The following is a 14,836-nucleotide window of genomic DNA, read 5'->3' as shown; positions in this document are numbered from 1 at the left end:
TAAATTTTCAATTTATAATAGAAAAGGAGTGGTTTTATAAGAATTTTTTATGGGGAGAAAACGAACATGTATAAAATATTAATTGTAGAAGACGATGAAAAAATCGCAGGAATATTAGAAGAGCATTTAGAAAGGTATGGCTATCAATCATTTAGAGCAAGTGATTTACGACATATAAAGGATGAGTTTGTAAAAGTAAATCCACATCTCGTGTTACTTGATATTAATTTACCATATTTTGATGGATTTTATTGGTGTCGTCAAATTCGTACTGTATCGAATGCACCAATTATTTTTGTTTCTGCAAGAACAGGGGAAATGGATCAAGTAATGGCGATTGAGAATGGCGGAGATGATTACATTACGAAGCCATTCCATTTAGATATTGTAATGGCTAAGGTGAAAAGTGCACTTCGACGTGGATATGGTGAGTATGCTTCTGCAGCAGAAAGTGATTGTTTAGGTGTAAATGGATTGTTGTTATTCCCATCGCAGCACGTTGTTGAGTGGCAAGGGCAACAAACAGAACTGACAAAAAATGAATTTTACTTATTAGAGTGTTTAATGAAACAAGCAAATCAATATGTAACGCGCGAAGAATTGTTAGAAGCCCTCTGGGATGAGGTAGCTTTTGTTGATGATAATACATTAACCGTAAATGTAAAACGTGTAAGGAAGAAACTAGAGGAGTTAGGCATTAAAAATGCAATTGTAACGAAACGTGGATATGGTTATGCGCTTCTTACAGAGTGGGGCGAAGGGCATGAAGGTTAAAAATTACCTCATGGATCGTTTTTCTTTAATTCTTTCTTATATTGTTAGCCTTTGTTTATTTGGGCTCGTTTTGCAGTTGCAAAGTCTTTTAGAAAAGCGATCTATTGATTGGAGTACATGGTTATACGGACTTTTATTAGGGACAGTTGTTTTTACTGTATATCTCATTTACGATTACCGAAAACGGAGTGTGTTTTTAAAGAGGATCGAAAAGTATGTTATTGGCGGAAATACATTACATGATTCCTTACTTATTGATACTTCTTATACGGCAGAGCAAGAGATGGTCGTTGAATCGTTTACGTTATTAAGACAGCAATATATGAATGAAGTTCATAAACAACATGCAAAAGAACAACAGCAAATGATATTTATGAATCAATGGATTCATCAAATGAAAACACCGGTATCTGTTATTGAATTACTATTACAGAAGTTTGGTAAAGAGTATCGTGAAGCAAGAGCAACCGTTGAAAGTATCCGCGAAGAAAATAACCGCATACTTAATGGTTTAGATTTAGCGTTACATATGGCAAGGTTAGAGCAATTTGCGAAAGATTATAAAGTAGAAGTAGTAAATGTGATAGATATCATTCGAGGTATTATTAATGAAAATCGAAAATCCTTCATTCAATCGTCTGTATTTCCAAAAGTAATGTTTGAAGAAGATACTTGTATGGTTGCATCTGATAGAAAATGGCTAAGTATTGCTATAGGGCAAATTGTTATAAATGCGATTAAGTATACAAAAATTTCGGAAGCAGAGAAAAAGGAAATTCAATTTCAAATTGAAGAGAAAGATCAAAAGGTATTATTACATATTAAGGACAATGGAATCGGTATTCCAGAGCAAGATGTAAAGCGTATATTTGATCCATTCTTTACGGGGATAAATGGCCGTAAAACGAGAGAAGCGACTGGAATGGGTTTATATATTACGAAGGAAATTTGCGATAATTTACATCACGGTATTTATGTACAATCGGCTGAAGGGGAAGGGACAACGTTCACGTTCCAATTTGCAAAAGATGAAGAATATCATACATTAATGAGAAAAATGACAAAACTGTAAGATAACAAAACGTTTTGTAAGGGAAATCACTCGTTTCTTTTTCTTATTTTTCTTATAGTAAATGTAAGAAGAAAACACATAGGGGGATTAGAAATGAGTGTTCTTGAAGTAAAGGGATTAACGAAGGTGTATCAATCGAAAGGTTCAGTAGCGACGACTGCTTTAAACGATATAAATTTTAAAATAGAAGAAGGCGAATTTGTAGGAATTATGGGTCCTTCAGGAAGCGGGAAAACAACGCTTTTAAATTTATTAGCAACAATCGATAAACAAACCTCAGGTCATGTGCTTGTAAATGGAGAAGAAATTAATCAAATGCGTGCTGCAAAATTAGCGGAATTTCGCCGTACACATTTAGGATTCATTTTCCAAGATTTTAACTTACTTGATACGTTATCGATTAAAGAAAATATTATTTTACCACTTGTAATGGCGAAAAAATCTGTAAATGAAATCGATGCGAAAGTAATGGAAATTGCGAAGTTTTTAAACATCGAAGAAATATTAAATAAAAAAGTATACGAAGTATCAGGCGGGCAACAACAACGTGCAGCGGCAGCGAGAGCAATCATTCATGAGCCAACGTTAATTTTAGCGGATGAGCCAACAGGAAATTTAGATTCTAAGTCGGCAAAATCATTAATGAGTGCGTTGCAAGACTTACATGAACAAAAGAAAGTGACAATTGCAATGGTTACGCATGATCCAGTAGCGGCGAGTTATTGCGAACGTATTCTTTTCATACGTGATGGAGAGATTTTCTCAGAAATACATAAAGGAAGAACGAAACAAGCCTTTTTCCAAGAAATTCTGGACGTACTTGCGATGCTAGGAGGAGAATATCATGAACTTTCGCCAGCTCGCGCTTAATAATGTAAAAGGAAATTGGCGTAATTATAAAGCGTTTCTGATAAGTAGTTGTTTATCGATAGTCGTATTTTTCATGTATGCTTCCTTCATTTATCATCCAGATGTTGTAGGCGGTAATATTAGTATGAGGAAGATGATTTCAAAAGGGTTAGAATCGATGAATTATATTGTAGTCATCTTCTCAGCACTCTTTATTTTATATGCAAATTCAACATTTTTGCGAGCAAGGAAAAAAGAGTTTGGTCTATTAACATTAATAGGCGGAACAAAATCTCAACTTGGCCGAATGATTATATTAGAGCAACTTATGTTAGGCAGTATTGCAATTGTAGTGGGTATTGGGCTTGGCATGCTTTGTTCAAAATTATTCTTCCAAGCATTAAGCGTAATATTGAAAATAGATAAAACACTACCACTCGTATGGAATAGTAAAGCAGTTTTGATTACAGCAGGTGTATACTTTATTCTATTTTTAATCTTATCATTGTTTAGCGTTTGGACAGTAGGACGCTTGCAAATTATTGATTTATTAAGAGGAGCAAGAAAACAAAAAGTAGAACCTTTTGCATTTACATGGTTATGTGTAGTTGGTATGGGATGTATTATTGTTGCATATGTACTTAGCTTCCAAGTAACATTTATGAATTTTATCATTCTGTTTTTACCGATTGTAGGGCTGACGATAGGCGGAACTTATTTGCTGTTTACACAAGGTAGTACAGTCGTATTAAAGGCGTTACAAAAACGAAAAAAATCTTTTTATACATACCCAAATATGTTCGTCCTTAGCAACCTTATTTATAAAATGAAAGATAATGCTCGTTTTCTATTTGTAATTTCTATCATTACGGCCGTTGTATCTTCAGCAGTTGGTACACTGTACGTATTTTTTGAGGATATGAGTTATAAGACAGTAACTAGTACCCCGCATGCTATTTCGTATGAGGAAAAGGGAATACATACGCATAATGTCATCAAAGAAGGAAAAACAAAAGAATTAATAAAAAAACACGGATTTGAAGAAGCGCGAGAAGTAACGTACGTAAAACTTCCTGGAACTCAAAAAATCACGATGTTTAACAGTGAACATGAGATGCCGATGGCGATTGTTTCAGAAAAAGAATATAACGCTGAAGTACGTAAACAAAAGAGAGAGCAAGTTAGAGAAGTTCATAATGCACCAGGTAGTGCAACGATGGTCATAATGGATATGGCGAACGATATGATGAAGATAGATCGTACGAAACCGTATGAAATTAAAATTAACGGACAAACGCAGTCTGTTCAATTAAATGAGCCCACTTCATTTTCTGTTTTTAATGATAGTGAATATCTCATTGTAAATGAGCAAGATTTTGAGAAATACGCAAAGCTCGTACCAGATGAAGAAAAGACGAAATATTACGGTTATTATATAGAAGACTGGAAAAGTACAGAAGACCTTGTGTTAGATTTAAAAAAGGAAGTTGCACCAGATAAGCAAGAGGAATTAAATAACTCGGTGTTCGCTTATAAAAATATAAGGGAATCAGGAGCAATTACAATGTTTATTGGTTTTTTTGTAGCTGTACTGTTCTTCTTCTTTGCTTGTAGTATGACGTACTTTAAATGGTTTAACGATAAAGAACAAGATCGTATTCAATTTAAATCGTTAAAGAGAATTGGTATGACGGATAAAGAAATTCGTAAAATTGCACTTCGACAAATGGGTGTTATCTTCTTTATCCCAATTTTAATCGGTGCCATTCATAGTGGATTTGCTCTTCATACGTTAGGGAAAATGCTTTATATTGATTTATGGAAATCAGGTGCGATTGTAATTGGAACGTACTTTGTAGCTTCTGCGATTTACTTTATGATTGCACAAAGAGGATATTTGAAACACGTGCAAAGCTAGAGAAACCTCTAGCTTTTTGCCTATGTAGTAAGTTATAGGGGGACGATAGATGAACATTCGGCAACTAGCGCAGCAAAATATAAAAGGAAATTGGCGTAATTATAAAGTATTTTTCTTAAGTAGTTGTTTTGCAATATTTGCGTCTTTTGCATACATGTCTGTTATTGTACATCCGTATATGCAGGAGACGATGTGGTATCAAAACGTACGCTGGGGACTGATCATATGTAATGTTATTATCATTTCTTTTTTCGTCATATTTATTTTGTACTCTACTTCTATTTTCATAGAGGCACGTAAGAAAGAATTAGGATTATATATGTTAATGGGAGCAACGAAATCTAACGTAATTGGCGTAATTATGACCGAGCAAATGTTGATCGGGATATTTGCTAATATTTTCGGTATTGGGCTTGGTATGATCTTCTTAAAGCTCTTCTTCATGGTGTTTAGTATGTTACTTCAACTTCCGAAAGAACTCCCTGTCATTTTTGACGTGAGAGCAATTGGATTAACGCTTGTTACATATATGGTCGTATTTGTTGTCTTATCTTTTATAAGTGCTTTACGTATATGGAATATAAAAATCATTCGGTTATTGAAAGAATTTCGAACAGATAAAAAAGAGAAGAAAACATCAATGTGGCTTTGTATATTCGGCTTTATTTGTTTAGGAGTAGGATATACGTTAGCGTTACAAGCGGCGATGCCGACGACGATAGCGTTATACTTTTTTCCAGTGTCTATACTTGTCTTTTTCGGAACATACTTTTCTTTTACACACGGAGTTGCCCAAGTATTAGAAATGATAAAACGAAATAAAAAGATTATGTATACATATCCGTATTTATTTATAGTGAATCAATTGTCACATCGAATGAAAGAAAATGGTCGTTTTTTCTTTCTCATGTCAATGGCAACGACTTTTGTAGTTACGGCAACAGGTACAGTGTTCTTATATTTTTCCGGTATGCAAGATATGTGGCGGGGCGAAGGAGTGCACTCACTTTCTTACATAGAAAAAGGTACTTCTTCTCATGAAGTCTTTGCGGAAGGTACGGTTGAACAATTATTGCACCAATACGGGTATGATGATTTTCAATATATGAGTTTTGTTGGAGTGTATGCATCTTTTCAGTCCAATAAGGGGGAAACAGAAGTAACGCCGCTTATAAAGGAAAGTGAATACAATCAAGAGGCAAGAAAACAAAAACAGAAAACGTATCATCCTAAAAAAGGAACAGTTACACTTGTTTATTATAATAAATACAATCATCCGAATATATATGATCAAAAAGAGATTCAATTCCAAGTAATGAATCGAACATACTCGTTCGTATTTAATGGTCAAAAGGAAGGGATACAATTTAACTATCATCCTTCGCATATTAATGGTCTGTTCTTCGTCATGAATGATGAAGACTTTGACAGTATAGCAAATCAGATTCCTGATTCTGAAAAAATGATATATAGAGGCTATACATTACTAAATATCGAAAATACGAAAGAGTTAAATGAAGATTTACGGAAACATATGAAACAAGATAATAATGCATTTCGAAGTAATATGGAACTCTATGTGAATATGAAAGCGTTCGGTGATATTACGCGATTTATAGGCTCATTCATTAGTATATTATTTTTCCTTACATCATGTAGTATCGTATATTTTAAATGGTTTCATAATATTTCAACGGATAGAAAGCAGTACGGGGCACTCTCTAAACTGGGAATGACGAAGGAAGAAGTATGGAAGATTTCTCGCTGGCAATTATGTATGCTATTTTTTGCGCCAATTATAGTAGGGAGTATGCATAGTGCAGTTGCGTTATATACGTTTCATAATACAATCTTTATGGATGGTTCATTAAGAAAAGTAGGCTTGTTTATTCTATTTTATATTGCTGCATGCATCATTTATTTCTTTTTTGCTCAAAGAGAATATAGAAAACATTTAGACTAGCGAATGCTAGTCTTTTTTAAATATTCGAAATTTACATAGAAGAATATAAAAAAGTATGGTATAACAGTAAGAAAACGAAAAAGAGGGGAAAAGACGATGATTCGAGTAGGATATTTAGGACCAGAAGCAACATTTACAAATATGGCGGTGAGTCGTTTTTTTCCGGAAGCAGAGCATGTACCGTATCGAACGATTCCAGATTGTATGGATGCAGCTGCAAATGGAAATGTAGATTATGCGGTGGTACCATTAGAAAACGCCATAGAAGGTTCAGTGAATATAACAGTTGATTATCTTGTGCATGAGCAACCACTTTCTATTGTAGGAGAAATTACAGTACCAATTCAGCAACATTTACTTGTACATCCGCAGTATGCAGAAGTGTGGGAAGAAGTATATGCAGTGCACTCGCATCCACATGCTATTGCACAATGTCATAAGTTTTTAAATGAAGAATTAAAAGGGGTAACCGTCCGAGATATGACGTCAACAAGTGCCGCTGCGCAATATGTGAAAGAACATCCTGAAGAAAAAATTGCCGCCATTGCAAATGAAGCAGCTGCAGAAAAATACGGATTAACGATCGTAAGACGTAGCATTCATACGCATAAAAACAATCATACACGTTTCCTCGTTCTGCATAAAAAAAAGAAAGCTGTACTCCCAAATAACGGAGAAAACCGTGGAGAGAAAACGACGCTTATGATAACGTTACCTGCTGATTATGCAGGGGCACTATATCAAGTGTTATCAGCTTTCGCATGGAGAAAATTAAACTTATCAAAAATCGAATCGCGTCCGATGAAAACAGGTCTTGGAAATTACTTTTTCTTAATCGATGTTGATAAAGCGTACGATGATGTATTGTTGCCAGGTGTAACGATGGAACTCGAAGCACTCGGCTTTTCTGTTACTGTGCTGGGGAGTTATTCTTCTTATTGGTTGTAAAGGGGAGTATTAGTAGTTAATTCGATATAATTTCAGTCGCTATTAGACCGTCTGATAGATAAATAAAATCCCACCTATAATGGTGGGATTCTTTATTTTAGCTTCGCAAGACGATCCTCTAACTGATCACGCCAAATATCGGCTAGCTCTTTTACAGCAAGAATCTTTTCAATGCCATCTTTATCTTTTCTATTATGAAAATAAATTTCGTTAGAGAATAAAACAGATACATTGTTTGATGGACGATCTAGTAATGTAATTTTAGAATCTTTACGTACAGTACCTTCCTGAAGAACGCGGCATAGGTAGCCAGTAAATCCAGTTGCTACAATGCGAGGCAGTATGCCAGGAATACCGAGACGTTTTGAAATAGTGCTGCAAGGTACTCTTGCTTGTGTCACTTGAATGATTGCTTCACCTAGTTGATATGTATCTCCGATGCAAACATCACGCTCTAACATATTTGTTACAGTAATGTTTTCACCGAATGTGGAAGCTGGAAGCGTAGTTTGAAATTCCTCTTCCCATAGTGCGTAATGCTCGTGTGAGTACACACAAACGGCGCGATCAGGTCCCCCATGGTGTTTTAAATCTGCTACATCATCACCAATGAAGCCATCTTTTGAGAGGAAAGCTTCTTCTGTAAGCTCTTTACATATACCAGTAATCATTTCTTTATCTTCGTTATATTTCATTTGTTTCGGTTTGCCAATGCTAAAGTGAACGAGTTCAATTCCCATAGTTGATCTCCTTTACGATTGATTACAGTATTATAGCATTAAAAAAGCACAGAGAATGATAAAAAAACCTGTGCTTTACATTAATTAATAAACGAGAAACCCTGCTTTATCTAGTGCCTCACAAGCAGCATCTAACTTTTCTTTTGAATCTGCTTCAATTGTATGTAAGTGAATACCATCTGTTAATTGCGATAAATAGGAAGCATTTGTGTTTTCGATTTTTTGTAAATATTGCTCTACATCAAAGCGATTACTTACCATAATAGATGCTGTTAAGTCACCGTATACAGGATGCTCAACTTTTACATCTTTAATCGTAACACCGTGGTCAACAAGCATTGTAAGTTCTTGACGTACTTCTGCTGGTTTATGTTGGCATACAATTACGCGTTCGAAAGCTTGTTGCTTTTCTTGTGGCTTTAAATATAAATAGCCTTGAGCAGTCGCGATAATCGGTTCGTTTCTTGCTTTAAGCAAGGAAATATCTTGCACAATAACTTGTCTACTTACGTTCGTCTTTTTAGATAGTTCATTCCCCGATAACGGTTCATTTGCAGCAAGAAGCCACTGAAGGATAAGTTGTCGTCTTTCTTCACCTAAAATCTTTTTTTGGTCATTTTGTTTCATTATGATTTAACACCTCTATAAAATTGATTTCCGATTGTGTGTAGTGCATGAATAGTAGTATCAATTTGATCTTTCGTTGTTTGTTGTCCGAAAGAGAAGCGAACATATTGTTTTGCCTCTTCATACGTTTTTCCAATTGCAAGCATTGTTTTCGAAGGTTCTTGTTTACCGACTTGGCAAGCACTTCCCGTAGAAATGGCAATACCGCGGCGATTACATTCTAGCATTGTATACTGACCTTCTATTCCTTTTATTGTAACCCCAATAATATGTGGTAAACAAGAAGTAGAATGACCTTCTACTTCAATTTCTAGCGGAATTGTGTGTAATTGCTCTAAAAAGTAGGATCGTAACGCCTTAAAACGTAAGTTTTCTTCCTGTTGATTTTTTAATATATTCTCAGCAGCCGTTAAAAAAGATGCGATGCCAGGAACGTTTACTGTGCCTGGACGAAAACCTTTTTCGTGAGAGGTTCCTGGGAAAATTTGTATCCAGCGAACTTGCGGGTTTATATAGCAAGCGCCAACACCTTTTGGTCCGTATAGTTTATGTGCTGAAACAGAAAGACTATCAATCCCCATCTCAAAAACATGGATAGGAAGTTTACCAAATGTTTGCACACAATCTGAATGGAATAAAACGTTATATTTTTTTAAGAGTTTCCCAATCTCTGTGATATTTTGAACGGTTCCAATTTCAGAGTTTCCGTGCTGTATGCTTGCTAGAACAGTATCTTCTGTAATAGCTGCTTCTAAATCTACTAAACGAATGAGTCCACTTTTATCAACAGGAATTTCAGTAATCGTATAGCCTTGTGATTTTAGAGATTGAAAATAACTTCGAATGGATGCATGTTCCATAGGTGTTGTAATAATATGCTTCTTATTTCGGGCATTTAGAAGGGATTGAATCGCAAGGTAGTTGGATTCCGAGCCGCCGCTTGTGAAGAATACCCCTTGTTCTTTTCCACCAATCATTTCAGCAAATGTTTTTCTGCAAACTTGTAATAAAGAAGAGGCTGTTCCTCCAATATCATGTAAACTTTGTTCATTTCCGAAGTATTGCGATGCTGCTTTCATATATGTTTGTAACGCTTCTTCACTCATAGGTGTAGTAGCTGCATAGTCAAGATATATCATCATGTAAGGTCCTCTCTCTAGTAAGAGTTACATTTCTTTTATTTTTTTAATGGTAGTGAAAATAAGAATTATAAAAAAACTCTTGTCATTATTTTAAAACTATGTAAATATAGGTGTCAAGACAGTTGAAAAGTGTAAAGTAGGAGGCAACAATTATGCCAAGTGCAGATGTCTTAATTATTGGAAGTGGTGTTGCGGCACTTCGTGTTGCGAAAGAGATTTGTCACGAAAAGAATGTGATTATTATCACAAAGGAAACGAATCGTAATAATAATACACATTTAGCGCAAGGTGGAATTGCCGCAGCGGTTGCTACATATGACAATCCAAATGAACATTTGGAAGATACGTTAGTAGCAGGATGTCATTATAACAATGAAGACGTGGTCCGTTATTTAGTTGAGGAAGGGCCGAAAGAAATAAATAATCTCATTGAAAATGGAATGAAATTCGATGGAGATGAAACAGGTCCCCATCTTGGAAAAGAAGGTGCACATCGAAAGCGTCGCATTTTACATGCAGGTGGCGATGCAACAGGAAAGAATTTATTAGAGCATTTCATTCAAGAAGTAGCGCCGCACGTTACGGTAGTGGAACAGGAAATGGTGCTCGATTTTATTATAGAAAATGATAAATGTGTTGGAGTTTTAACAAGAAATAGTGAAGGGAAGCTGAAGCGTTACGTTGCAGATTATACGGTGTTAGCAACAGGAGGGATTGGCGGTCTATATGCCTTTACTTCTAATGACAAGACAATTACGGGTGATGGACTTGCGATGGTATACCGCGCAGGTGGGGAGCTCGTAGATTTAGAGTTTGTACAATTTCATCCGACGATGTTATATGCGAGCGAGCGATGCAGTGGCCTCGTTTCTGAAGCTGTTCGCGGTGAAGGAGCTGTCCTTATAAATGGAAAAGGACAGCGTTTTATGATGGATATACACCCTGATTATGATCTCGCACCGCGTGATGTAGTGGCAAGAGCGATTCATGAACAGCTGTTGGCGGGTGAAAAAGTGTATTTGAATATTGAGTCTATCCAAAATTTCGAAGAACGTTTTCCGACTGTATCATCATTGTGTAAAAAGAATGGTGTTGATATAAATGAAAAACGCATTCCAGTCGTACCAGGTGCTCATTTTCATATGGGCGGTGTGAAAACGAACTGTGATGGAGAGACGTCCATTCCAAATTTATATGCAGTCGGTGAAGTAGCTTGTAATGGTGTTCATGGAGCAAATAGGTTAGCAAGTAATTCATTGTTAGAAGGTCTTGTGTTTGGAAAAAGGATAGGACAACATATTTTAACTAAAGCGACAAAAGACAGATTGAACAACTTCGCTGAGAAGGAAAAGAAATTTATCGTTCTGAATCATTTGCCGACGAAAGAAGAAATACAAGAATGCATGATGAAATATGTTGGGATTGTACGAACAGAGCAAAGTTTATCTTATGCAAAGAGATGGCTTAGTAAGTACGGTGTTCGAAATATGATATTACAACATGATGCTCTTACAAATGAAGAGATAACGCTTATTAATATGTTAACAGTTTGTGAGCTTATAGTCGTATCAGCTTTGCAAAGAGAAGAAAGCATTGGTGGCCATTATCGAAGTGATTATCCAGATAGAAATAGCGTAAAAAAAGAGATCGTTCGAGTGAAAAGAAAACTACAACTTGTGTAATGAGGGGAAGAGGGGCTTTATGAATACGATAAAGGTTAAAGAAGCGTTAAATCGATTTTTTCTAGAAGATATAGGAGAAAGAGATGTAACATCTCAGCTTATTTTTCCAGATAATTTACTTTCAAAAGGAACGTTTCTTGCGAAGGATACAGGGGTCTTTGCGGGACGGTTAGTAATTGAAGAAGGGTTTAAATTAATTGATGAGAGAATTGAAGTGGAGCTTCATAAAAAAGATGGAGATCTTGTAGAAAAAGGCGAAATAATCGCAACTGTCCAAGGCCCAATCGCATCGTTATTAACGGCAGAGCGCGTTATATTAAACGTTATCCAGCGCATGAGTGGGATAGCGACAATGACACATAAAGCTGTTCTTGCTTTAGATAGCAGCCATACACGAATTTGTGATACGCGAAAAACGATGCCAGGGCTACGTATGTTTGATAAGTATGCAGTCGTATGCGGAGGCGGATTTAATCACCGTTTCGGTTTATATGATGGTGTCATGATCAAAGACAATCATATTGCTTTTGCTGGTTCTATTACGAAAGCTGTTACATCGGTGAAAGAAAAATTAGGGCATATGGTGAAAGTGGAAGTGGAAACAGAAACAGAGGAGCAAGTGAGAGAGGCTGTAGCTGCTGGTGCGGATATTATTATGTTTGATAACCGTACGCCAGATGAGATTCGGGAGTTTTCAAAGATTGTACCGAGTGCCGTCGTTACGGAAGCATCGGGAGGCATTACAATTAAAGATTTATCGAAATACGGAAAAACAGGGGTAGATTATATTTCACTTGGAGCGTTAACACATTCAGTGAAAGCACTTGATATTAGTTTCAATATTGAGGCGTAAGGAAAGTGGCTTAGAGGGGGAGAAAGAAATATGAGTATTTTAGAAAAAGTGCAACCGATTGAAACGATGTTACCGGAGCGTTATCACACGATGTCAACAGAAGTTATGGAAAAGCGGGTTCGTGAAATTAAAGAAAAAATGGGAAGAGCATTATTTATTCCAGGACATCATTACCAAAAGGATGAAGTGGTACAATTTTCTGATGCGGCAGGAGATTCACTTCAGCTTGCGCAAGTTGCAGCGAGCAATAAAGAAGCAAAATATATTGTGTTTTGTGGTGTACACTTTATGGCAGAAACAGCTGATATGTTAACGACAGCTGATCAAATCGTTATTTTGCCAGATATGCGCGCAGGTTGTTCGATGGCAGATATGGCAGATATCGAACAAACAGAAAGAGCGTGGAAAGAGCTCACGAAATTATTTGGAGATACGATGATTCCATTAACATATGTCAACTCTACAGCTGCCATTAAAGCATTTTGTGGTCGCAATGGAGGAGCGACAGTAACTTCTTCTAATGCAAAACAAATGGTATCTTGGGCGTTTACACAAAAAGAACGGCTTGTCTTTTTACCGGATCAACATTTAGGGAGAAATACAGCTTACGATTTAGGCATCCCGTTAGATAAAATGGCAGTATGGGACCCGTATACAGATTCATTAGAGTACGATGGAGATATAGAAGAAATTCAAGTGATTTTATGGAAAGGTCATTGTTCGGTTCATCAAAACTTTACAGTGAAAAATATTGAAAATGTACGGAAGAATCATCCGGATATGAATATTATTGTACATCCGGAATGTTGCTACGAAGTTGTAGCAGCTTCGGATTACGCAGGGTCAACGAAATATATTATTGATATGATTGAATCGGCTCCATCTGGAAGTAAATGGGCGATTGGTACAGAAATGAATTTAGTGAACCGAATTATTCAACAACATCCAGATAAAGAGATTGTTTCACTTAACCCCTTTATGTGTCCATGTTTAACGATGAACCGAATTGATCTGCCGCACTTATTATGGGCGCTTGAAACGATAGAAAGAGGAGAAGAAATTAACGTTATTAGCGTAGATAAACAAGTGACTGAAGAAGCGGTTCTTGCATTAAATCGTATGTTAGAGCGTGTATGAAGCAGCGGGATTCCCGTTGCTTTTTTTCATACACATAATCATAACGAGAACGAAATGGGCATACATTGTTGTGAAGAAATCATTGCGATTTTTTTATGCTTATTCCACTTCAAATGATATTGAAAATTGAAGAAGTGATGAAAGTGAAAAGAAGTTAACGTTATGTAGAAAGAGTTACTTCATGAGATTTGTTACTTATAGATAAGTTATACAGGAGGGGGAAAATTTGAAAATTCATATCGTGCAAAAAGGGGATACCCTTTGGAAAATTGCGAAAAAGTACGGAGTGGATTTTGATACGCTGAAACAAACAAATACACAACTTAGTAATCCAGATTTAATCATGCCAGGTATGAAAATTAAAGTGCCATCAAACGGCGTTCACGTGAAACAACATGCTGGTGCAGGCTCAGCACCGCCAAAACAATACGTAAAAGAAGTGCAACAAAAAGAATTTGCAGCAACGCCAACGCCGCTTGGAATAGAAGATGAAGAAGAAGTTACGTATCAATCAGCTCCAATTACACAGCAGCCTGCTATGCAACAAACACAAAAAGAAGTGCAAGTAAAACCGCAGAAGGAAATGCAAGTGAAACCACAAAAAGAAGTACAGGTAAAACCACAGAAGGAAATGCAAGTGACACCGCAAAAAGAAGTACAGGTAAAGCCTCAAAAAGAAGTGCAAAAAGAAAAGCCAATTCAAATAGAAAAACCAATTCAAATAGAAAAACCAGTTGAAAAACCGTCTGTTATTCAAAAACCACCTGTTATAGAAAAACAAAAACCAGCAGAGAAAGACAATACGAAGTTTTCGGTGAATGTGTTACCACAGCCACCGCAGCCACCAATAAAAGCGAAAAAAGAATATAAAATTTCAGACGTCATTAAAAAAGGAAGCGAGTTAATTGCTCCTCAAATTACTAAAATGAAACCTAATAACATCATTTCTCCTCAAACGAAAAAAGATAATATCGTGTCACCGCAAGTAAAGAAAGAAAATGTAGGGAACATAGTGTCACCGCAAGTAAAGAAAGAAAATGTAGGGAACATAGTATCACCGCAAGTAAAGAAAGAAAATGTAGGGAACATAGTGTCACCGCAAGTAAAGAAAGAAAATGTAGGGAACATAGT

Annotated in this window: 12 protein-coding genes and 1 pseudogene; 10 read left to right on the top strand and 3 right to left on the bottom strand. The window is 36.2% G+C overall.

Features of this window, described 5'->3' with window-relative positions:
• The first annotated feature begins 66 nt into the window (after nucleotides 1-66).
• The 6 genes from V7S50_RS06870 to pheA all read left to right on the top strand — a co-directional run bounded on the left by V7S50_RS06870 (nucleotide 67) and on the right by pheA (nucleotide 7,524).
• Nucleotides 67-774: a response regulator transcription factor gene (locus V7S50_RS06870; protein ID WP_000276717.1), complete on the top strand. Its 708-nt coding sequence runs from the start codon at nucleotides 67-69 to the stop codon at nucleotides 772-774.
• Nucleotides 764-1,846, top strand: coding sequence for a HAMP domain-containing histidine kinase (locus tag V7S50_RS06865; protein ID WP_252209175.1), 1,083 nt, complete (start codon nucleotides 764-766; stop codon nucleotides 1,844-1,846). Before V7S50_RS06870 ends, V7S50_RS06865 begins: the two co-directional genes overlap by 11 nt.
• Nucleotides 1,847-1,939: 93 nt before the next feature.
• Nucleotides 1,940-2,716: an ABC transporter ATP-binding protein gene (locus V7S50_RS06860; protein ID WP_242252620.1), complete on the top strand. Its 777-nt coding sequence runs from the start codon at nucleotides 1,940-1,942 to the stop codon at nucleotides 2,714-2,716.
• Nucleotides 2,691-4,613, top strand: coding sequence for an ABC transporter permease (locus tag V7S50_RS06855; protein ID WP_242252621.1), 1,923 nt, complete (start codon nucleotides 2,691-2,693; stop codon nucleotides 4,611-4,613). The genes V7S50_RS06860 and V7S50_RS06855 overlap by 26 nt, the downstream gene beginning before the upstream one ends.
• A gap of 49 nt (nucleotides 4,614-4,662) precedes the next feature.
• Nucleotides 4,663-6,576 carry an ABC transporter permease gene (locus V7S50_RS06850; RefSeq protein WP_242252622.1) on the top strand — a complete coding sequence of 638 codons (1,914 nt, stop codon included), beginning with the start codon at nucleotides 4,663-4,665 and terminating at the stop codon, nucleotides 6,574-6,576.
• Between the two features lie 96 nt (nucleotides 6,577-6,672).
• Nucleotides 6,673-7,524: a prephenate dehydratase gene (gene pheA / locus V7S50_RS06845; protein WP_242252624.1), complete on the top strand. Its 852-nt coding sequence runs from the start codon at nucleotides 6,673-6,675 to the stop codon at nucleotides 7,522-7,524.
• 92 nt (nucleotides 7,525-7,616) lie between these two features.
• Here pheA and V7S50_RS06840 read toward each other — a convergent pair whose 3' ends face one another.
• The 3 genes from V7S50_RS06840 to V7S50_RS06830 all read right to left on the bottom strand — a co-directional run bounded on the left by V7S50_RS06840 (nucleotide 7,617) and on the right by V7S50_RS06830 (nucleotide 10,033).
• Complete coding sequence (locus V7S50_RS06840) at nucleotides 7,617-8,264, bottom strand: MOSC domain-containing protein (protein WP_063224849.1); 648 nt, start codon at nucleotides 8,262-8,264, stop codon at nucleotides 7,617-7,619.
• An 84-nt stretch (nucleotides 8,265-8,348) separates the two neighbouring features.
• Complete coding sequence (locus V7S50_RS06835; RefSeq protein ID WP_000812240.1) at nucleotides 8,349-8,891, bottom strand: transcription repressor NadR; 543 nt, start codon at nucleotides 8,889-8,891, stop codon at nucleotides 8,349-8,351.
• Nucleotides 8,891-10,033 (bottom strand): IscS subfamily cysteine desulfurase, encoded by a 1,143-nt coding sequence (locus V7S50_RS06830; RefSeq protein ID WP_242252626.1) that lies wholly within the window; start codon nucleotides 10,031-10,033, stop codon nucleotides 8,891-8,893. Before V7S50_RS06830 ends, V7S50_RS06835 begins: the two co-directional genes overlap by 1 nt.
• Before the next feature lie 152 nt (nucleotides 10,034-10,185).
• Here V7S50_RS06830 and nadB point away from each other — a divergent pair, with 152 nt between their 5' ends.
• From nadB to exsA, 4 genes and pseudogenes are all read left to right on the top strand, one after another.
• Entirely contained in the window at nucleotides 10,186-11,715 is a 1,530-nt protein-coding gene (gene nadB / locus V7S50_RS06825) for an L-aspartate oxidase (RefSeq protein ID WP_242252627.1), read from the top strand.
• 19 nt (nucleotides 11,716-11,734) lie between these two features.
• Complete coding sequence (nadC, locus tag V7S50_RS06820) at nucleotides 11,735-12,568, top strand: carboxylating nicotinate-nucleotide diphosphorylase (RefSeq protein ID WP_242252628.1); 834 nt, start codon at nucleotides 11,735-11,737, stop codon at nucleotides 12,566-12,568.
• Between the two features lie 30 nt (nucleotides 12,569-12,598).
• Nucleotides 12,599-13,705: a quinolinate synthase NadA gene (nadA, locus tag V7S50_RS06815; protein WP_242252629.1), complete on the top strand. Its 1,107-nt coding sequence runs from the start codon at nucleotides 12,599-12,601 to the stop codon at nucleotides 13,703-13,705.
• A 226-nt stretch (nucleotides 13,706-13,931) separates the two neighbouring features.
• Nucleotides 13,932-14,836, top strand: a pseudogene (gene exsA / locus V7S50_RS06810) (spore coat assembly protein ExsA); the annotation flags it as partial.

Source organism: Bacillus sp. CCNWLW194 (assembly GCF_037120585.1).
Classification (GTDB): Bacteria; Bacillota; Bacilli; order Bacillales; family Bacillaceae_G; genus Bacillus_A; species Bacillus_A basilensis.
The sequence above is the reverse complement of the archived record's forward strand: the minus strand, read 5'-3'. Positions and strand labels throughout refer to the sequence as shown.

Excerpts from the sequence above, each read along its gene's own strand:
- V7S50_RS06865 (WP_252209175.1), top strand. The coding sequence starts at position 764 with ATGAAGGTTAAAAATTACCTCATGGATCGTTTTTCTTTAATTCTTTCT.
- V7S50_RS06860 (WP_242252620.1), top strand. The coding sequence starts at position 1,940 with ATGAGTGTTCTTGAAGTAAAGGGATTAACGAAGGTGTATCAATCGAAA.
- nadB (WP_242252627.1), top strand. The coding sequence starts at position 10,186 with ATGCCAAGTGCAGATGTCTTAATTATTGGAAGTGGTGTTGCGGCACTT.
- V7S50_RS06855 (WP_242252621.1), top strand. The coding sequence starts at position 2,691 with ATGAACTTTCGCCAGCTCGCGCTTAATAATGTAAAAGGAAATTGGCGT.
- V7S50_RS06835 (WP_000812240.1), bottom strand. The coding sequence starts at position 8,891 with ATGAAACAAAATGACCAAAAAAAGATTTTAGGTGAAGAAAGACGACAA.
- nadC (WP_242252628.1), top strand. The coding sequence starts at position 11,735 with ATGAATACGATAAAGGTTAAAGAAGCGTTAAATCGATTTTTTCTAGAA.
- V7S50_RS06840 (WP_063224849.1), bottom strand. The coding sequence starts at position 8,264 with ATGGGAATTGAACTCGTTCACTTTAGCATTGGCAAACCGAAACAAATG.
- V7S50_RS06850 (WP_242252622.1), top strand. The coding sequence starts at position 4,663 with ATGAACATTCGGCAACTAGCGCAGCAAAATATAAAAGGAAATTGGCGT.
- nadA (WP_242252629.1), top strand. The coding sequence starts at position 12,599 with ATGAGTATTTTAGAAAAAGTGCAACCGATTGAAACGATGTTACCGGAG.
- V7S50_RS06830 (WP_242252626.1), bottom strand. The coding sequence starts at position 10,033 with ATGATGATATATCTTGACTATGCAGCTACTACACCTATGAGTGAAGAA.
- V7S50_RS06870 (WP_000276717.1), top strand. The coding sequence starts at position 67 with ATGTATAAAATATTAATTGTAGAAGACGATGAAAAAATCGCAGGAATA.
- pheA (WP_242252624.1), top strand. The coding sequence starts at position 6,673 with ATGATTCGAGTAGGATATTTAGGACCAGAAGCAACATTTACAAATATG.